Genomic DNA, 18629 nt, shown 5'->3' with positions numbered 1-18629 from the left:
CTCCACCCCCGTGTCGCTCCTCCTCCCCGGCGCTTTTCCGACGCCCCTCCCGGYCCGTACGCGGGCGCGTGTCCGCCGGTGCCGCACCGGCGAGCGTGTGCCCGGCGTACGAACCCGCCCCTGAGCACCTCGCACGCGCCGGTTCCGCGCTCTCACGTCCGTCCCACTGGTTCGACTGATTTCGGCCGGTCGGCCTTTTCGAGACACCCTTCTCGGAGAACAAAGCGGACAAGAGAGAAGGAAGGGAGGTGACGCGCAATGCGGAAGATCTCCATGAACGCCGAGGCGGTGGTCCGGGCCGACCGCGCCCGGGATGCCAAGTGCCCCTTCACCTGGTGGTGGTATTACGCCCGGTGAGCCGGCGGTGCAGGGCCGGGCAACCTCCAGGGCCCGGCCCTGCGCCCCTGTACCACGCCTCTCCCCCTCAGCGCCGCACCCCGTGATGCCGACAGACGCCGCATTCGTCCCGCCCGGACCTCGTGGTCCTCTCCTTCTGGAGTGCCCTCATGCGTTTTCGTCGTTCTCGCTGCCTCACCTGCTACTGGCATGACGGCCGCTTCGTCCTCCACCCCTATCCGCACGGCACCCCCACCGCGCTGCACCCGGCGGCCACCGAGATCCTGTCCGCGTTCGAGGGGTGGACCTCGCCGGGCGACGCCGGCAAGGACCTGGCGCACTTGGCCCCCGAGAGCGTCGAGGAAGCCGTTTCGGCTCTCACCGAGGCGGGTGCCCTGGTGGCGGAGGACAGCGCGCGAGCCGAACTGGACGAGGAGACGGAGCGGAACTGGGGCGCGTGGGCGCCCGAAGCCCCGTTCTTCCACTACGCCACCCAGGACGTGTACGACGACTTCCCGGCGGAGACCGACGACCTGCACGGCACGTCCACGGCACAGCCCCAGCCCCAGCGTCTGGAGGAGGCGGAACCCGATCCGGCCCTGTTCACCGGATATCCGCACGCGCCGCGCGTCCTGCTGCCCCGCCGCCCTCTCCAGCCTGACCTGCTCGCTCCCTACGCGCAGGTGCTGCACGAGCGGCGCACGCACCGGGACTTCAGCCCCGCACCCGTCTCCCTGGACACGCTCGGCCCCCTGTTGGCGACCGCGTTCGGGCCGGTCGACTTCATCGACTGCGGACGGGGCGCGCTCTACCGGCGGACCAGCCCGCAGGGCGGCGCCCGGCAGGAGCTCGACACCTATCTCGGTGTCCTCGACGTCACCGGCCTCACGCCGGGCTGGTACCACTACAACGGTCTCCAGCACTCCCTCGAACTGCTCACCGAGGGCCTGTCCCGCGAGGAGGCCGCTCACCTGTGTGCGGGCCAGGACTGGGCCGGTGACGCCGCCTTCCTCGTCGTCCTGGCCGCCCGGCTGAAGCGGATGGGCGTCAAGTACCCCACGCCGCGCTGCTACCGGGTCTGCCTCCTCGACGCCGGGCACCTCGGGCAGACGTTCGCCCTGACCGCCACGGCGCTCGGCCTCGGGCCCGCCCAGACAGGTGCGTTCCGTGACACCCCGCTGGCGGAGGCGTGCACCCTGGACAACACCGGGCACACGCCGCTGTACGTCCTCGCGGCAGGCCACCCCCGCCCCGACCAGCGGCAGGCTCCGCCGGTCGCCACGACACAGACCTTCGCCGCCACCCGCATCCTGGACACCGGCGACTGAGCCGCCACAACCACCGGGGAGCGAGCGGAGGCGCGGTGCGTTGCGGTGACGCGAGGTCACACGCACCGGCCGCACGCCCGCTCCCCGCGCGCTCGCTACGCTTCCGGCACCTCCTCCGCCCTCCCCCGCGACACACCATCCCGCGCCACGTCCCCCGTCACGCCCTGCGGTGCCTCATGCGCCACGTCCCCCGTCACGCCCTGCGGCGCCTCACGCACCACGTCCGCGGTCTGCTCGCCGCCCGCGGCGGCGTCCCGCGTTCCGTCGCGCCCGGCGATGAGCAGCCCCGCTGCCGCCACGGCCACCCCGATCAGCGCGTAGAGGAAGGCGTGCCGGAACCCGTCGACGCCCGCGCCGCCCACGGCGACACCGACCAGCACGGCCAGGCCGAGAGAGCCGCCGAGTTGGTCGACCGAGCGCTGCACGCCTGCTGCCGTACCGGCGTCGTCCTCGGTGACCCCGTGCAGCGCGGCGTTCTGCAGGCCCAGCAGCCCGATGCCCATGCCGGCGGCGACGCCGACCATGCCGGGCAGCACGTCGACGAGGTAGCCGCCGTGGTCGGGGACCCGGGCCAGCCAGCCCAGACCGGCCGCCGTGCAGGCCAGACCCACCAGCGCGGTGCTCCGTACGCCGACTGCGGCGATCAGCCGGGACGCCAGCGAAACGGCCGCCAGCACGACGGCGCAGAACGGCAGGAAGGCCAGCCCCGCCTGCAGGGGGCTCAGCCCGACGACATCTTGCAGGTAGAGGGTGAGGAGGAAGAACGCCGTGGACAGCGCGGCGCTCAACAGCACGGTCGCACCGTTGGCCACGGCCCGTGTGCGGTGCGCGAAGAAGGACAGCGGCACCAGCGGGCTCGGCGTCCGTGCTTCGACGAGGACGAACGCGACGAGCAGCAGCACCCCGGCGGCGATCGCCACCGGCGCCGACTCCAGTACGCCGTACACGAGGCTCAGCGGCCCCGCGGTCAGCAGGGCGGCGCCGGGCAGGTCCAGGCGTCCCGTGCGGGGGCGCGGCTCGTCCGCGGGCACCAGTTTGGGCGCGAGCAGCAGCACTGCCGCCGTGAGCGGCACGTTGATGCCGAAAATCCACCGCCAGTGCAGGAGTTGGGTCACCACACCGGACAGCAGGACGCCGACGACGAGCCCGCTCGAAGAGATGGCGCCCCACACGCCCAGCGCCTTGGCCCGTTCGGCGGGCCCCGGGAACAGCAGCGCGATCAACGACATCGCCGCGGGTGATGCCAGCGCCTCACCGGCGCCCTGGGCGAAACGTGCACCGACGAGCGTGGGCAGGTTCGGTGCCAGCCCCGCCGCCAGCGAGGCGAGGGCGAACAGCGCGGCACCGAGCAGGAACATCCTGCGGCGCCCCAGGAGATCGGTGACCCGGCCGCCGAGCAGCAGCAGTCCGCCGCCCACGAGGGTGTATCCGGTGACGACCCACGAGAGCGAGGACGTCGGCGCGTCGAACTGCGCCCCGATCGAGGGGAGTGCCACGTTGACGACGGTCACGTCGATGGCGATGAGGAACTGCAGGAGAGAGAGCAACGCGAGCGCCGGCATCCGCCGGTCAGGGGCGGGCGGGGCCGCGTGTGCTTCGGGAAAGGTGTTCACGAAGTGGGTACTCCAGGCAAGGGGACGTCACGGCCACGGTCACGTGGCCGTCAGGACGCTTCCGTGCCGCGGTACGACGACTCGGCCCCACCGGTCACCACCGGTACGGCCGCCGCCGTGGAACGGCACACCTGGAACTACTTCGTGAGAGCGATACCCATACGGGGATCGTAGCGGCACAGGACCGCTCGTCGCAGCCGGGCTTGTCACGGCCGGACTTGGACTTGTCACGGCCCGACGCGTCACGACCGCGAGGCGTCACGACCGGGACGCGTCACGACAGCGAGGGCGTCACGACCGCGACGCGCCACCGCCCACCGCCTCCAGCGCCTGTTCCGGGCTGGTCACCACCCGTACGCCTGCCGGCACCGGCGGCCGGCGGACCACCACGACAGGGATGCCCCTCTCCCGTGCCGCCGCCAGTTTCGGCGCCGTCGCGGCGCCACCGCTGTCCTTCGTCACCAGGACGTCGACGCGGTGGCTGCGGAGCACCTCGCGTTCACCCTCCAGCGTGAAGGGACCGCGCTCCAGGAGCAGGTGTGTCCGCGCCGGAAGGGCCGTCCCCGGCTCCGGCGGGTCCACGGAGCGGACCAGGAACCACAGATCCTCGGTACCGGGCCCGGCGAAGGCGCTCAGGCCCAGCCGTCCGGTCGTCAGGAAGACGCGCCGCCCCAGGCGGGGCAGCGCGGCGGCGGCGGCCTCCAGCGAGGCGACCTCGTGCCAGTCGTCGCCCTCGGTGGGGGCCCAGCCGGGGCGGCGGAGGGCGAGCAGGGGAACATGGGCTGCGACCGCGGCCTCGGCCGCGTGGAAACTGATCGTCCCGGCGAAGGGGTGGGTGGCGTCGATGAGGAGGTTCACACGGTGTGTACGCAGCCACGCCGTCAGCCCCTCGACCCCACCGAAGCCGCCGATGCGCACCTCGCCGCCGCCCGGCAGCCGGGGCCCTGCCACCCGGCCCGCCAGGGAGCTGGTGACCCGGACTTCGGGCTGCGCGGTGTGCAACAGTTCCGCCAGCCGTCGGCCCTCGGTCGTACCGCCCAGAATCAGTACGTGCACGGGGGACGGCTCCTTCTGTGAGTGACGGGTGTGCCGCCCACGCACCACGCGGAGAGCACGCTGTGCGGAGAGCACGCCGCGCGGAAAACGCACCACGCGGAGAACGCACCGCGCGGGTGACACATGCTGTGGCGGGGGCCTGAGTGAACGACGACTTCGGTGAGTGGCGAGGAGACATGGGCGAGGCGAAGGGCGGGCGCGGCGCCCAGCTGCAACGGACCGGGCTGCGGCCCGGCTGGACGACCGGTGCCTGCGCGACGGCGGCGACGACGGCCGCCTGCACCGCCCTGCTCACCGGCGACTTCCCCGACCCGGTGCCGATCGTCCTCCCCAAGGGCGAGCGCCCGGCGTTCGCCCTCGCCTACGAAGAGTTGGACCCCGCAGGGCAGTGGGCGACGGCGGCCGTCGTCAAGGACGCGGGCGACGATCCGGACGTCACCCACGGCGCCGTCGTCCGTGCGACCGTCCGCGCGCTGCCCGCCGGGGCGGGTGTCGTCTTCCGGGCAGGGCCGGGGGTGGGCACCGTCACCCGTCCGGGGCTCCCCCTGGAGGTGGGCGAGCCCGCCGTCAACCCCGTGCCGCGGCAGCTGATGCGCGAGCACGCGGCCCGCGTGGCGGCGGAACACGGCGGCAGCGGCGACGTGGAGATCACCCTCGCGGTCGACGGCGGCGAGGAGATCGCCCGCTCCACCTGGAACCCGCGCCTGGGCATCCTCGGCGGGCTGTCCATCCTGGGGACCACGGGCATCGTGGTGCCGTACTCGTGCTCGGCGTGGATCGACTCGATCCGGCGCGGGGTGGACGTGGCGCGGGCCGCGGGCCGCACCCACGTGGCGGGATGCACGGGGTCGACGTCGGAGCGCACGGTGGTCGCCGAGTACGGGCTGCCCGAGGACGCGTTGCTGGACATGGGCGACTTCGCCGGCGCCGTCCTCAAGTACGTGCGCCGCCACCCGGTGGACCGGCTCACGGTCTGCGGCGGCTTCGCCAAGCTGTCCAAGCTGGCCGCCGGGCACCTGGACCTGCACTCCCAACGCTCCCAGGTGGACAAGGGCTTCCTCGCCCGGCTGGCCCGCCGGGGCGGGGCGGACGAGGCACTCGCGCTCGACGTCGCGGAGGCGAACACGGGACTCGCGGCGCTGCGTGCGTGCGAGGCCGCCGGGGTCCCCCTCGGCGACCTGGTGGCGCAGGCCGCCCGCGACGAAGCGCTCGCGGTGCTGCGCGGCGCCCCGGTACGGGTGGACGTCGTCTGCATCGACCGCGCGGGGGCCGTGGTGGGACGCAGCACCGTCCGCTGACCCCGCGGTGGCGTCCTCCCGGGCACGCGCGCGGGCGCGGACTCCGGGGTTCGCCGTGGCCGCCCGGTCGGTCAGCACACGTGCCGGTCCCGCTCCGCCGAGTACAGGTGGCTGTCGCGGAAGTGCTCGGCGGCGAGCGTACGGCCCACGAGGATGACGGCCGTCCTGCTGACTCCCGCCGCCCTCGCCTGGTCCGCGATGTCCGCCAGCGTGCCGCGCAGGACCAGTTCGTCGGGGCGGCTGGCGAAGGCGACCACGGCCGCCGGGCAGTCGGAGCCGTAGTGCGGCAGGAGTTCGGCGACGACCTCGTCGACGTACCGCACCGCCAGGTGCAGCACGAGCAGCGCGCCGCTGCGGCCGAGTGTGGCCAGGTCCTCGCCGTCCGGCATGGGCGTGGCCTGCCGCGCGACCCGGGTGAGCACCACCGTCTGCCCGACGGTCGGCACGGTCAGCTCCCGGTTGAGCGCGGCTGCCGCCGCCGCGAACGCGGGCACGCCGGGCACGACCTGGTAGTCCACCCCGGCCGCGTCCAGCCGGCGCATCTGTTCGGCGACGGCGCTGAAGACGGACGGGTCGCCCGAGTGCAGCCGCGCCACGTCGTGCCCGTCGGCGTGCGCCGCGACCAGCGCGTCGGTGATGGCGTCCAGGTCGAGCTCGGCGGTGTCGACCAGGCGTGCGTCCGGCGGGCACTCGGCGAGCAGTTCGCGGGGTACCAGGCTGCCCGCGTACAGGCACACCCGGCAGGCGGCGAGCGTGCGGGCGCCGCGCACCGTGATCAGGTCGGCGGCACCGGGGCCCGCGCCGATGAAGTACACGGTCATCTCTCGTCTCCCACCACATCGGAGCTGTCGTCCACCGCGGCGGACGACACATCGGCACTCGCAACGACGGGCACGGCGCCCGACGCATCCGCACTCGCAACAACAGGCGCGGCGCCGGCGCCCTCGGCGCCGGACGGCTTGCACACCGCCCACTGCGTCACCGGCATCGCCTGCCGCCACCCGGTGAAGCCGCCCACCGGCACCCCGTGGGAGACGCCCAGCCGCACCAGCTCGCCGCCGTACCTGCGGTACCAGTCCACCAGCAGCGCCTCCGATTCGAGGGTGACGGTGTTGGCGACCAGCCGCCCGCCAGGCGGCAGCGCGCGCCAGCAGGCGTCGAGCAGTCCCGGTGCGGTCAGGCCGCCGCCGATGAACACCGCGTCGGGGGCGGGCAGTGCGGCCAGCGCGGCGGGTGCGGCGCCGGTGACGACCCGCAGCCCGGGCACGCCGAGCCGGTCGGCGTTGCGGGCTATGCGCTCCGCGCGCGCGCCGTTCCGCTCGACGGTGACCGCGCGGCACGCCGGATGGGCCCGCATCCACTCCACCGCGATCGAGCCCGCGCCGCCGCCCACGTCCCACAGGAGTTCGCCGGGCGCGGGCGCCAGCGCGGCGAGTGTCGCCGCCCGCACATGGCGCTTGGTGAGCTGCCCGTCGTGCTCGTACGCCTCGTCCGGCAGCCCGGGTACGACCCCGAGCCGGGGCGCGCCCGAAGCGGTGTCGCCGGGGTCGCGGGCGCACTCGACCGCGACGATGTTGAGGGGGTCGCCGGGCGGAGACGACCAGTTCCGCGCCGTCCCCCCGACCACGCGTTCACCGTCCCCGCCGAGCTGCTCCAGCACCCGCATCGAGCTGGCGCCGAACCCGCGTTCCCGCAGCAGCGCGGCGACCTCGCCCGGAGTGTGCGCCCCCGCGCTGAGCACCAGCAGGCGCCGCCCGTGGTGCAGTACGGCCGACAGGCGTGCCAACGGGCGGCCCACCGCGCTGACGACCTCGCACTCCTCCTGGGCCCAGCCCAGCCGGGCGCACGCGAACGCCACGGAGGAGGGGTGCGGCAGCACGCGGGGCACCGTGCCGAGGACCTCGCGCAGGGTGCGCGCGATGCCGTAGAAGGACGGGTCGCCGCTCGCCAGCACCGCGACGCGGCGCCCGGAGTGCGCGGCCAGCAGCCCGGGCACCCCGGTGCGCAGCGGCGACGGCCACACCACCCGCTCCCCCGCGCACGCGGCGGGCAGCAGCGCCAGCTGACGGGCGCCGCCGATCAGCACCTCGGCCCGGTGCAGCGTCTCGCGGGACGGCTCGGGGAGCCCGGCCCACCCGTCGGCGCCGATCCCGACGACCGTCACGGCGGAAGGATCGGCGACGTCGCGGCGGGCGGTGGGGGACGTCACGACGGCACCTCGGGCTTTCGAACAGGGGATGGCTGGCACCCTACTGTCCGCTCCCGGCACCGCCGCCACAGGGCCCGGTCCACAATGGAGCGCATGGATCGAAACGCATCGCCCGACCAGTCCGCCCAGGACACGCCTGACCAGGCCATGCCCGACTGGGAGAAGCGGTTCCGGGCGCCGCGCGTCTCGCTGCCCGAGTGGGCTGAGGACGCACCGGAACGGTCGCTGTTCATCTCGAACGCGACAGGAACGTTCGAGCTGTACGCCTGGGACCGGACCACCGGCGAACAGCGGCAGGTCACCGACCGCCCCAACGGGACGACCGACGGCACTCTGACGCCGGACGGCGAGTGGATCTGGTGGTTCTCCGACACCGACGGCGACGAGTTCGGCGTCTGGATGCGGCAGCCCTTCGAGGGCGGCCCCGACACCCGCGCCGTCGAGGGACTCGACCCCTCCTACCCGGCGGGCCTCGCCCTCGGCAGGGACGGCACCGTCGTCGTCGGCCGCTCCACCGACGAGGACGGCTCCACGATCCACCTTTGGCGCCCCGGCTCCCCCGCCCCCGTGGAGATCTACCGGCACAGCGAGTCCGCCGGTGTCGGCGACCTCTCGCACGACGGCACCCTGCTGGTGATCGAGCACACCGAACACGGCGACGCCATGCACTCGGCGCTGCGCGTCGTGCGCCCCGACGGCTCGACCGTCGCCGAACTCGACGACAGCGAGGGCGGCACCAAGGAACTCGGACTCACCGTGCTCGGGTTCGCCCCCGTGGACGGCGACTCCCGGCTCCTGATCGGCCACCAGCGGCACGGCCGGTGGGAGCCGATGATCTGGGACCCGCTGACCGGCACCACGCGCGAGCTCGCCATCGACCTGCCGGGCGACATCTCCGCCGAGTGGTATCCGGACGCCTCGGCCCTGCTGGTCGCGCACAGCCACCAGGCCCGCGACGAGCTGTTCAGGTACGACCTGGCAGGCGGCGAGCGCACCCGCATCGACACCCCCGCGGGCTCCGTGCTGGGCGCGACCGCGCGGCCCGACGGCACCGTGGAGTTCCTGTGGTCGTCGGCCGCCCAGCCGCCGCAGGTCCGCTCCACCACCGGTGCGAGGGTGCTCGACCCGCCCGGGACGAAGGCGCCGGAGTCCGTCCCCGTCGAGGACGCCTGGGTGGAGGGCCCCGGCGGGACCATCCACGCCCTCGTCCAGAAGCCGGCAGGACAGGGCCCCTTCCCCACCGTCTTCGAGGTGCACGGCGGGCCCACCCACCACGACACCGACTCCTTCGCCAGCCAGCCCGCCGCCTGGGTCGACCACGGCTTCGCCGTCGTCCGCGTCAACTACCGCGGCTCGACCGGCTACGGCCGTGCCTGGACCGACGCGCTCAAGCACCGGGTCGGCCTGATCGAGCTGGAGGACGTCGACGCGGTACGGGCCTGGGCCGTCGACTCCGGTCTCGCGGACCCCGACAGGCTCGTGCTGGCCGGCGGCTCCTGGGGCGGCTACCTCACCCTGCTGGGGCTCGGCATCCAGCCGGAGGTGTGGGCGCTCGGGCTGGCCGCCGTCCCCGTCGCCGACTACGTCACCGCCTACCACGACGAGATGGAGGCGCTGAAGTCGATGGACCGCACGCTGCTCGGCGGCACCCCCGAGGAGGTACCCGAGCGGTTCGAGGCGTCCTCACCCCTGACGTACGTCGAGAAGGTCCGCGCGCCCGTCTACATCTCCGCGGGTCTCAACGATCCCCGCTGCCCCATCCGGCAGGTCGAGAACTACGTGGGCCGGCTGGAGGAGCGCGGCCACCCGCACGAGGTGTACCGCTACGACGCGGGCCACGGCTCGCTCGTCGTCGAGGAGCGGATCAAACAGGTCAGGCTGGAGATCGACTTCGCGACCCGGCACCTTCCGGCCCTGACGCCGAGTCCCGAGCCTGCGTGACCCCGTCATCCCCGTCGGTTCCGTTCTCCGGGCCGGTCTCCTCCTGGGGGAACTCCCCCTCCGGGAGGAGACCGAGGGCCGCGTCCTTGGCCATCTCCGCCTCGCGCCGGAAGAAGCGGAACCACATGAAGACCACGAACCCGGCGAAGACGAACCACTGCGCCGTGTAGCCCAGGTTCTGGAACGCCTTCATGTCGAGACCTGTGCCCTCGGGCGCGGCCGGCGGCACCGGCTTCAGCGGCTCCCGCGTCCGCTGCTCGGTGATCCAGGCCCCCTCCACGCCGTACGGCACGATGTTGACGAGCGCGGAGGCGTTGATGAAACCGAGCTGGTTCTTCGGCAGCGCCCCGGTGGCCTGGTCACCCGCGTCGTTCTGCGACTCGGACGCCTGGAGCACACCCCGGACGGTCACCTCGCCCTGCGGCGGCGCCGGCACCCGCGCGGGATCGGGGCTTCCCGGAAGCCAGCCCCGCACCACGGGAAGCGCCTTGCCGTCCTTCGTGTCGTCGGTACGCAGCAGGGAGAGCACGTAGAAGCCCCGCTCGCCCTTGACGTCGCGGTCCGGGACGAGCAGCGGATGCGCCGCGTCGAACCGCCCCGTCACCTTCGCGGTGCGGCCGACGGTGTCCTCCGTCACCGGCAGCAGGGACGCGAGCGGGCGCGCTTTGGCGTGCGCGGCGCTCTGCGACTGCTCCTGCTGCTCGTGGTGACGGTCCACCCGGTCGTCGAACCGGCTCAACTGCCAGCTGCCCATGAACAGGCACACCGGAATCGCCAGCACGGCGAAGATGTTGATCCCCCACCAGCGCGGGGTCAGCAGGAACCGGTACACCCCACCACGGTACGCCCCGGCAGAACGCCCCTCTGCGGGGCACCCCCTCTTCGCACCGTGGTCAAGACCGCAGCCTTCGCACGGTGGTCAAGACCGCCGTCGAGGAACGGGGCACCTCAGCTCTGCGGGATGACGCCCGTGCGGTAGAGCGTGCCGCCCGCGCACGTGTCGGCAAGACGGGTGTTGGCTATCGGGGCGCCGCCCTCCGGCGTGTGGGAGACGACGACGTCGCTGCCGCCCTCCCCCGGGTCACCGCCACCGCCGTCGCCCTCGCCAGGCGTACCGGTACCGCCACCGCCGCCGTCACCGCCACCGTTGCCCTGGCCGCCGTCGCCCTGTCCCGCGTCGGGGCCACCGGAGGGCTCGCCCTCGTAGCGCCCGCCCTGCGGCGTGGGACTGCCGCCCCCGCAGTTGCCGCCGGGCACGAACGCGAACTTCACCACGTACGCCTGCCCGGGCTTGAGCACCACCTCGTCGCGCGCGACAGCCGGATCGCCCAGCCCGGGGGCCGCGTCCCCACTCGTGTGGTCGACGACCGTCACCCGGCCCCGCGCGCCGCCCTGCACGGACGCGCCGACGAAACCCTCGCCCTCCACCGTGCAGGCGTCGCTGGAGACGTTGGACACGCGGAAGCTGCCGTAGATGGTGCCCGCGCCGTCGGGCGCCCCCGACTGCGCTGAGCCCCGCCCGAGCTGATCACTGCCGCAGACCGGTGCGCTGGCACTCAGCGTCTCGTCAGGGCCGGGACCGCTGCTTCCGGGCCCCGAAGGGGAGGGGTGGGCGCTGCCGCCGCCCTTCTCGCCCTTGTCCTTGTCCCGGTCCTTGCCGCCGCCGTGCTCCTCGCCGCCCGTGCCGCCCTGCGACCCCGAGCCGGCCTCGGGGCCGCGGGTCTGGCCGTGGGTGCTGGCTGCGGTGACCGGATGATCCTCGTCACCACCGCCAGGTACGACGCCGCCGTAGAAGAGCGCGGGCACGCCGACCGCCGTGACCAGCACCGCCGCCACCCCGCCCACCATCGCCTGGCGACGGTGCGCACGGCGCGCCGGCACGGCCTGACGCAGGTGCTCGAGGGTGCTCTCAAGGCTCTCGGGGGAGGGGTCGAGGTCGCGGACGCTGTCCTGGAGGAGGCGGCGCAGCGCGTCCTCGTCACCCGGCAGTCCGCCCTCGGCGAAGTTCCCGGCACCGGACGCGCCGACCCCGGACGCACCGGCCTCCGAGGCGCCGACCCCGGACGCACCGGCCTCCGACGCGCCGGCCCCGGACACACCGTCCTCCGACACACCGGCCCCGGACGCGCCGTCCTCGGACACTGCCTGCTCCCCGGGGGGAGCCTTCTCCCCGGGGAAGACCTGCTTGCCGGAGGAAGCCTTCTCCCCGGAGGAGGCCTTCTCCCCGGAGGAGGCCTTCCCTCCGGAGGAGGCCTTCCCTCCGGAGGACGAGCCCTCCCCGGGAGACGTCTCCTCGCCGGGCGTTCTCTCCTCGCGGGGCTCCATGCCCTCACTCATGACGCCGCCTCCATGGCGGTGCGCAGCGCGGCGATACCGCGCGAACCGTACGCCTTCACCGAGCCGAGCGAGAGTCCGAGCACCTCGGCCACCTGAGCCTCGGTCATGTCGGCGAAATACCGCAGCACCAGCACCTCACGCTGGCGCCGCTGCAAGCCGCGCATCGCCTGTATCAACTGATCCCGTTCGAGCTGTTCGTAAGCCCCCTCCTCGGCGCTCGCCATGTCGGGCATCGGCTTGGAGAGCAGCTTCAGCCCGAGGATGCGGCGGCGCAGCGCGGAGCGGGAGAGGTTCACGACCGTCTGCCTGAGGTAGGCGAGGGTCTTCTCGGGGTCGCGGACGCGCTTGCGCGCGGAGTGGACGCGGATGAACGCCTCCTGGACGACGTCCTCGCAGGAGGCGGTGTCGTCGAGCAGGAGCGCCGCGAGCCCGAGCAGGGACTTGTAGTGGGCGCGGTAGGTCTCGGTCAGGTGATCGACTGTGGTGCCCGGTGCCATTGCCTCGTCAGCGTCCCCACGCTGGGCGAGCGGGCGCGCAGGTCGCGCGGCAGGCCAGGGCGCGATCACCGGCATGCCTCCGGCCACCGGCAGCCCAGCGGCGCGCGGTGTGGGTCCGGGTCGACCAGGGGCCGTTGCGATTCCGAGTACCTCTGCCACGCCTGTTTGACACGTTTCCCCCCGTCAGGGTTGTACGCGACAGGCACTGTGCGGGAAAACACACCACATGCCGTCATACACACATCTCTCGGTCTTCAGGAACACCCCGTTCGCCTCCCCTTCTCCCGGTCGCCTGCCGCACGCCCCCAGTGCGGCCGTGGCGCGGCCCGGAGGGAACAAAGACGCTCCCCGCCGCCTGCCGGTTGCAGGGGCGGGGAGCGTCATTCTCCGTCAGCCGGTGCCACCGTGGCCAGAGGGGGCGCGCGCCCCGAAGGGGCGCGGGGAACTGCGCCCCAAGCCACGGAGCACTCGCAGCCTGCGACGCACAGTCAGGGGCAGCCCCTACCCAGCAAGACCCCCGGACAGGCCACAGCCACAGCGGCCGGCGGTCAGCCGTCAGCGGTCGGCGGTCAGCCGTCAGCCGTCAGCCGTCAGCCGTCGGCGGCCAGCCGTCAGCGGTCAGCGTCCCGTGCCGCCGTAGACCACGGCCTCGTCCGTGTCGCTGTCCAGCCCGAAGGCGGAGTGGACGGCGCGGACGGCGTCGCCCACGGACTCCTCGCGCGTCACCACCGAGATGCGGATCTCCGAGGTGGAGATCAGCTCGATGTTCACCCCGGCGTTGGACAGCGCCTCGAAGAACGTCGCCGTCACACCCGGATTGGTCTTCATGCCCGCACCGACGAGGGAGATCTTCGCGATCTGGTCGTCGTAGCGCAGCGAGTCGTAGCCGACCTTGCCCTGCGCCTTCTCCAGCGCCGAGATCGCCTTCTTGCCCTCGCTCTTGGGCAGCGTGAAGGAGATGTCGGTCAGCCCGGTGGACGCCGCGGAGACGTTCTGGACGACCATGTCGAGGTTGATCTCGGCCTCCGCGACGGCCCGGAAGAGCGCCGCGGCCTCACCCGGCTTGTCCGGCACCCCGACGACCGTGACCTTCGCCTCGGACGTGTCGTGTGCCACACCCGAGATGATCGCCTGCTCCATCGACTCTTCCCCTTGCCCGTCCGGCTGCTCGGTCGTGACCCACGTGCCCTTCAGGCCGGAGAAGGACGACCGCACGTGGATCGGGATGTTGTAGCGGCGCGCGTACTCCACACAGCGGTGCAGCAGCACCTTGGAGCCGGACGAGGCCAGCTCCAGCATGTCCTCGAAGGAGATCTGGTCGATCTTCTTCGCCTTCTTCACGACCCGCGGGTCGGCGGTGAAGACACCGTCGACGTCCGTGTAGATCTCGCACACCTCGGCGTTCAGGGCCGCCGCCAGCGCCACAGCGGTGGTGTCCGAACCACCGCGGCCCAGCGTGGTGATGTCCTTGCTGTCCTGGGAGACGCCCTGGAAGCCGGCGACGATGGCGATGTTGCCCTCGTCCACCGAGTCCTTGATGCGGCCCGGGGTGACATCGATGATCCGCGCCTTGTTGTGCGCGGAGTCGGTGATCAGACCCGCCTGGCTGCCGGTGAACGACTGCGCCTCGTGGCCGGCGGATTTGATCGCCATCGCCAGCAGGGCCATGGAGATCCGCTCTCCGGCGGTCAGCAGCATGTCGAACTCGCGCCCGGAGGCGACCGGAGACACCTCTGAGGCGAGGTCGATCAGCTCGTCCGTCGTGTCACCCATCGCCGAGACCACGACGACAACCTGGTTGCCGTTCTTCTTGGCTTCGACGACCCGCTTGGCAACGCGCTTGATGCCTTCGGCATCGGCAACGGAGGAGCCGCCGTACTTCTGCACGACAAGGCCCACGTGTGCTCGCTCCTCGAATCATTTCCCGGGACCCCGGCGCTCCGCGCGACGCTGCCCGGAAGGAAGGGATCCACTGATCGGCTCAGTGTAACGACCGGACGGCATCCACACCCGTCCGCCGAATCCCCTGCCCGCCGCGCCTCGGATGACACGGATGACACGGAAACGTGACTCTGTTCACGATCCGAGCGGACTATCCGAGCGGACGGTTTCGCGGCTTCCTCCGCGAGCCGGCCGCCGCCTCAGGCGTTCTTGAGACCCAGGGGGACACCGATCTCGGCTGCCATCACCTCGCCCGCCTCGGCCTCGAGGGAGCCGTCACCGTCCTCGTCGGCGGCGGTGCTGTCGGTGTCGAGGCCGTCGAGCTCGTCCAACGGCTTGTCCAGCCGTACGTGAGCCACCAGGGACTGGAGAGCACGCAGCGCGGCGGAGGCGGTCGGGCCCCAGTTCGAGAGGTAGGAGAACTGCCACCACCACAGGGCCTCGCTCACCCGGCCCGCACGGTAGTGCGCCATCCCGTGCCGCAGATCGGTGATGATGTCGGCGAGATCGTCGGAGATCCGGCACGCGACGGGCGCCGAACGCGGCACGTACGGGTCGAAGACCTCGGAGTAGACGTCCACCGGGTCCAGCAGCGTGGCGAGCCGCTCCCGCAGCTCGTCCACGTCCGGTTCGGGACCCACGTCCGGCTCGTACCGCTCGTCCGGGACGATGTCCTCGTGCGCGCCCAGCCGGCCGCCCGCCAGGAGAAGCTGCGAGACCCCCAGCAGGAGATAGGGCACGACGCTGTCCGGCTCGTCGCCCTTGGCGACCTCCGCGACCGAGACGATGAAGCTGTGGACCTGGTCGCTGATCTGGACCGCGAAGTCGTCGGGGTCCTGGGTGATGGCGTTCAGCGTCGCATCCGACATCGGGCAACCTCTCCCTCGCTCGCACTTACGGAGCTCACACGTCGGAGCTCACACGTCGAGGAGCCGCCTTCCCTCGAAGGCCCTCCCCAGGGTGACCTCGTCCGCGTACTCCAGGTCGCCCCCGACGGGCAGCCCGCTCGCCAGCCGCGTCACCTTCAAACCCATCGCGGAGACCATCCGCGCCAGATAGGTGGCCGTCGCCTCGCCCTCCAGGTTCGGGTCCGTGGCCAGGATCAGCTCGGTGACCGTCCCGTCCGCGAGGCGGGACAGCAGTTCCCGTATCCGCAGATCGTCAGGGCCGACCCCCTCGATGGGGCTGATCGCCCCGCCCAGCACGTGGTACCGGCCACGGAACTCGCGGGTCCGCTCGATCGCGACGACATCCTTGGGCTCCTCGACCACGCAGATGACCGACGGGTCGCGGCGCGGATCGAGACAGACCCTGCACTGCTCCTCCTGCGCGACGTTGCCGCACACCGCGCAGAACCTGACCTTCTCCTTGACCTCGGTCAACGCGCCGGCGAGCCGTCGCACGTCGGCGGGCTCGGCCTGCAGGATGTGGAAAGCGATCCGCTGCGCGCTCTTGGGACCGACGCCGGGCAGCCTGCCCAACTCGTCGATCAGATCCTGGACCACGCCTTCGTACACGGACGGCTCCCGCCTGCACTCGCTGCCCGGACTTCTCCCGTCCGAGCAGGCCTCGTTCTCTGAGTACGTTAGTGGCCCGTACGGGCCACTACTAGCCACTGCCGCGCCGCCGGGCACGCGGACCGGCGAACACGCGGCCCGACCGCGGGCGCGGCCCGACGGCGGGCACATGGCCCGACTGGCGCGCGGACCGACGGCGGGCACATGGCCCGACCCCGGGCGCGTGGCCCGCCCCCGGGCACGTGGCCCGCCYCCGGGCGCGTGGCCCAACCGCGGACACGTGGCCCGACTGGCGCGCGGACCGACCACGGACCGTGGCCCGCCCCCGGGCGCGTGGCCCAACCGCGGACACGTGGCCCGACTGGCGCGCGGACCGACCGCGGACCGTGGCCCGACCCCGGGCGCGTGGCCCAACCGCAGACACGTGGCCCGACGGGCGCACGGCCCGACCGCGGACACGTGGCCCGACGGGCCGCGGGCCGTCAGCCGTGGGCCGGGGGCCGAAACCCGCAGCAGCACGCCACCGCGGGCACCCGGCCCCGGCCGCATGGAGCCGCCGTCAGAACGGAAGACCCGGCATTCCGCCCATGCCCTGCGCGAGGGGGCCGAGCTTCTGCTGCTGCAACTCGGCGGCCACGCCGTTCGCGTCGCGGACCGCCGCGAGGACCAGATCGGCGAGAGTCTCCGTGTCCTCCGGGTCCACGGCCTTCGGGTCGATGACCAGGCCCTGGAGCTCACCGGAACCACTGACCGTCGCCTTGACCAGGCCACCGCCCGCCGAACCCTCCACGGCCGTCTCGGCCAGCTCCTGCTGCGCCGAGGCCAGATCCTGCTGCATCTTCTGCGCCTGCTGCAGCAACTGCTGCATGTCGGGCTGCCCACCACCGGGAATCACGATCGGATCGCTCCTGGCTCACTAGACGCCGTACTGAACGTCCCCGAGCCTACGTGCTCCGCTCCACCAGGGTGTCCCGCCCCGGACAACCGCCCCGGGAACCCTCTCGACCGACCGCCGCGACCCACCACAGCCGAGCAGGGAGCCGTAGCCGGCGGGCCCCGGTCACTCGTGCTGGAACTCCTCCACCACCGTCGCACCGAGCTCGCGGACGATCAGATCGTGACCGGAGAGAGCCGAGTCGTCGAGGTCCGGGTCGTCCTCGGCGGGCATGTCGTCCTCCAGCCCGACACGCGCCGAGGGCGCGGGAGCAGGCGGCGGCGAGGAAGGGGGGCCCGAGGCCTCCGGCTCGGGAGCCGGAGAGGGCACCGGAGCCGTCGGCGGCGCGGGAGCCGAGGCGGGCCCCGCGGACTGGCCCGCCCCACCGGGTGCCGTCTGCGGCGGCGGGGAAGCCGACCACTGCTGAGGCGGCCCCGCCTGCGCGGGCGCCGCCATCGCACCGCGGGTGCCCGCTCCCCCGATCGAGCCGGACCCCGCGCCGTACCCGGAGCCCGGCCCGTTAGGGCCCCCGGGACCACCGCCACTGCCGCCACCAGCGCCCCCCGAGGGGTCGACCAGCGCTTCGACCTGCCACTGCACGCCGAGCGCGTCGGTGAGCGCCTGCCGCAGCACCTCGTCGCTGCCGCCGCCCGCGAAGCTGTCCCGCGCACCGGCGTTCGGGAAGCCGATCTGGAGCGTCTTGCCGTCGAAGCCGACGACCTGCGCGTTCTGGCTGAGCAGGATCCAGGTGAACCTGCGCCGATTCTTGACCGCCTCCAGGATCTGCGGCCACATCTGCCGGATCTGCGCCGGATCGCCACCCCCGCCGGCGGGACCACCACCACTTCCGGCCCCGCCGCCGTTGGCGGGGCCGCCTCCGTGCACGGGGCCACCACCGTTGGCGGGGCCGCCTCCCGGCCGGGCGCCGGGACCGGGGTCCGACGCCGGTGGCTGCGCCTGCCCCTGTCCTTGCGCCTGTCCCTGTCCTTGCGCCGGCGCCGTTCCCGCCGGGCCGCCGCTCGTCGTCGCCGGGGCTGACGGCACACCGCCCCCGGGCACGGCCGCCCCGGGCCACGCTCCCGGACGCCGCGCGGGCTCGCCGGTGCCCGCCCCGGCGCCACCGCCGTCGCCGGGACCCGACCCTCCAGGCCCCGTACCGCCGGGCCAGGCACCGGGACGGCGCGGAGGCTCGGCCGCAGGGGTGGACGGCGGCGCGACGGCTGCGGCAGCCACCCCGACGCCGGGGCCGGGCGCGGGGCCGTGCCCCCCGTCGGCGGGCGCCGAGGCCTCCGCACCACCCCCCGGAAATCCGGACTCGTCCTCACCGGAACCGGACGCGGAGCCGGGCCCGGGATGCGGGCCCGCGGCGGCAGGCGGCATCCCAGGAGCGGGGGCCGGCATTCCGGGAGCGGCGGGCGGCGTTCCGGGAGCGGCGGGCGGCGTTCCGGGGGCCCCCCCCCCCCCCCCCCCCCCCCCCCCCCCCCCCCCGGTGAGGACGAGTCCGGATTTCCGGGGGGTGGTGCGGAGGCCTCGGCGCCCGCCGACGGGGGGCACGGCCCCGCGCCCGACGCCGGGGCGGGCACCGGCGAGCCCGCGCGGCGTCCGGGAGCGTGGCCCGGGGC

General features: G+C 73.5%; 15 protein-coding genes. 3 read left to right on the top strand and 12 right to left on the bottom strand.

Annotated features, from left to right (window positions below):
* The first annotated feature begins 506 nt into the window (after positions 1-506).
* On the top strand, positions 507-1664 hold the full coding sequence (locus AB8Z75_RS18055; RefSeq protein ID WP_369203193.1) for a SagB/ThcOx family dehydrogenase: 1158 nt from the start codon (positions 507-509) through the stop codon (positions 1662-1664).
* A 95-nt stretch (positions 1665-1759) separates the two neighbouring features.
* Here AB8Z75_RS18055 and AB8Z75_RS18050 read toward each other — a convergent pair whose 3' ends face one another.
* Both AB8Z75_RS18050 and AB8Z75_RS18045 read right to left on the bottom strand, forming a co-directional pair.
* Positions 1760-3277 carry an MFS transporter gene (locus tag AB8Z75_RS18050; RefSeq protein WP_369203191.1) on the bottom strand — a complete coding sequence of 506 codons (1518 nt, stop codon included), beginning with the start codon at positions 3275-3277 and terminating at the stop codon, positions 1760-1762.
* A 291-nt stretch (positions 3278-3568) separates the two neighbouring features.
* The gene (locus tag AB8Z75_RS18045; RefSeq protein WP_369203189.1) at positions 3569-4333 is read right to left on the bottom strand and encodes a cobalt-precorrin-6A reductase; all 765 of its coding nucleotides are present in this window, start codon (positions 4331-4333) and stop codon (positions 3569-3571) included.
* 176 nt (positions 4334-4509) lie between these two features.
* Here AB8Z75_RS18045 and AB8Z75_RS18040 point away from each other — a divergent pair, with 176 nt between their 5' ends.
* The gene (locus AB8Z75_RS18040; protein ID WP_369203187.1) at positions 4510-5631 is read left to right on the top strand and encodes a cobalt-precorrin-5B (C(1))-methyltransferase; all 1122 of its coding nucleotides are present in this window, start codon (positions 4510-4512) and stop codon (positions 5629-5631) included.
* A 71-nt stretch (positions 5632-5702) separates the two neighbouring features.
* Here AB8Z75_RS18040 and cobM read toward each other — a convergent pair whose 3' ends face one another.
* Together cobM and cbiE are read right to left on the bottom strand one after the other, a co-directional pair.
* Positions 5703-6452: a precorrin-4 C(11)-methyltransferase gene (gene cobM, locus AB8Z75_RS18035; protein WP_369203185.1), complete on the bottom strand. Its 750-nt coding sequence runs from the start codon at positions 6450-6452 to the stop codon at positions 5703-5705.
* Positions 6449-7840 carry a precorrin-6y C5,15-methyltransferase (decarboxylating) subunit CbiE gene (gene cbiE / locus AB8Z75_RS18030; protein ID WP_369203183.1) on the bottom strand — a complete coding sequence of 464 codons (1392 nt, stop codon included), beginning with the start codon at positions 7838-7840 and terminating at the stop codon, positions 6449-6451. Before cbiE ends, cobM begins: the two co-directional genes overlap by 4 nt.
* 147 nt (positions 7841-7987) lie before the next feature.
* Between cbiE and AB8Z75_RS18025 the strand changes: the two genes are divergently transcribed.
* Positions 7988-9781, top strand: a complete 1794-nt coding sequence (locus tag AB8Z75_RS18025; protein ID WP_369203195.1) for a prolyl oligopeptidase family serine peptidase — start codon at positions 7988-7990, stop codon at positions 9779-9781.
* Here the strand turns inward: AB8Z75_RS18025 and AB8Z75_RS18020 are convergent.
* The 8 genes from AB8Z75_RS18020 to AB8Z75_RS17985 all read right to left on the bottom strand — a co-directional run bounded on the left by AB8Z75_RS18020 (position 9714) and on the right by AB8Z75_RS17985 (position 17892).
* Positions 9714-10613: an SURF1 family protein gene (locus AB8Z75_RS18020; protein ID WP_369203181.1), complete on the bottom strand. Its 900-nt coding sequence runs from the start codon at positions 10611-10613 to the stop codon at positions 9714-9716. The genes AB8Z75_RS18025 and AB8Z75_RS18020 overlap by 68 nt on opposite strands.
* Positions 10614-10729: 116 nt before the next feature.
* A complete protein-coding gene (locus tag AB8Z75_RS18015; RefSeq protein ID WP_369203179.1) occupies positions 10730-12118 on the bottom strand; it encodes a hypothetical protein in 1389 nt (462 codons plus the stop codon).
* Positions 12115-12690 carry a SigE family RNA polymerase sigma factor gene (locus AB8Z75_RS18010; protein ID WP_181856251.1) on the bottom strand — a complete coding sequence of 192 codons (576 nt, stop codon included), beginning with the start codon at positions 12688-12690 and terminating at the stop codon, positions 12115-12117. Before AB8Z75_RS18010 ends, AB8Z75_RS18015 begins: the two co-directional genes overlap by 4 nt.
* A gap of 543 nt (positions 12691-13233) precedes the next feature.
* Positions 13234-14514, bottom strand: a complete 1281-nt coding sequence (locus AB8Z75_RS18005; RefSeq protein WP_369203177.1) for an aspartate kinase — start codon at positions 14512-14514, stop codon at positions 13234-13236.
* Between the two features lie 242 nt (positions 14515-14756).
* The gene (locus AB8Z75_RS18000; protein WP_369203175.1) at positions 14757-15425 is read right to left on the bottom strand and encodes a DUF5063 domain-containing protein; all 669 of its coding nucleotides are present in this window, start codon (positions 15423-15425) and stop codon (positions 14757-14759) included.
* 48 nt (positions 15426-15473) lie between these two features.
* Positions 15474-16073, bottom strand: coding sequence for a recombination mediator RecR (gene recR / locus AB8Z75_RS17995; protein ID WP_114013963.1), 600 nt, complete (start codon positions 16071-16073; stop codon positions 15474-15476).
* A 559-nt stretch (positions 16074-16632) separates the two neighbouring features.
* Positions 16633-16968: a YbaB/EbfC family nucleoid-associated protein gene (locus tag AB8Z75_RS17990; RefSeq protein ID WP_369203173.1), complete on the bottom strand. Its 336-nt coding sequence runs from the start codon at positions 16966-16968 to the stop codon at positions 16633-16635.
* A gap of 165 nt (positions 16969-17133) precedes the next feature.
* Entirely contained in the window at positions 17134-17892 is a 759-nt protein-coding gene (locus tag AB8Z75_RS17985) for a hypothetical protein (RefSeq protein WP_369203171.1), read from the bottom strand.
* Between the last annotated feature and the right edge of the window lie 737 nt (positions 17893-18629).

It is taken from the genome of Streptomyces sp. PU-14G, assembly GCF_041028275.1.
Taxonomy (GTDB): Bacteria; Actinomycetota; Actinomycetes; order Streptomycetales; family Streptomycetaceae; genus Streptomyces.
Note: the sequence above shows the minus strand (reverse complement) of the source record. Positions and strands in the feature narration are given on the sequence as shown.

What these genes read in the sequence shown, in the direction of transcription:
- AB8Z75_RS18055 (WP_369203193.1), top strand. Translation starts at nt 507, where the DNA reads ATGCGTTTTCGTCGTTCTCGCTGCCTCACCTGCTACTGGCATGACGGC.
- AB8Z75_RS18040 (WP_369203187.1), top strand. Translation starts at nt 4,510, where the DNA reads ATGGGCGAGGCGAAGGGCGGGCGCGGCGCCCAGCTGCAACGGACCGGG.
- cobM (WP_369203185.1), bottom strand. Translation starts at nt 6,452, where the DNA reads ATGACCGTGTACTTCATCGGCGCGGGCCCCGGTGCCGCCGACCTGATC.
- AB8Z75_RS18025 (WP_369203195.1), top strand. Translation starts at nt 7,988, where the DNA reads ATGCCCGACTGGGAGAAGCGGTTCCGGGCGCCGCGCGTCTCGCTGCCC.
- AB8Z75_RS18015 (WP_369203179.1), bottom strand. Translation starts at nt 12,118, where the DNA reads ATGAGTGAGGGCATGGAGCCCCGCGAGGAGAGAACGCCCGGCGAGGAG.
- AB8Z75_RS18010 (WP_181856251.1), bottom strand. Translation starts at nt 12,690, where the DNA reads ATGCCGGTGATCGCGCCCTGGCCTGCCGCGCGACCTGCGCGCCCGCTC.
- AB8Z75_RS18000 (WP_369203175.1), bottom strand. Translation starts at nt 15,425, where the DNA reads ATGTCGGATGCGACGCTGAACGCCATCACCCAGGACCCCGACGACTTC.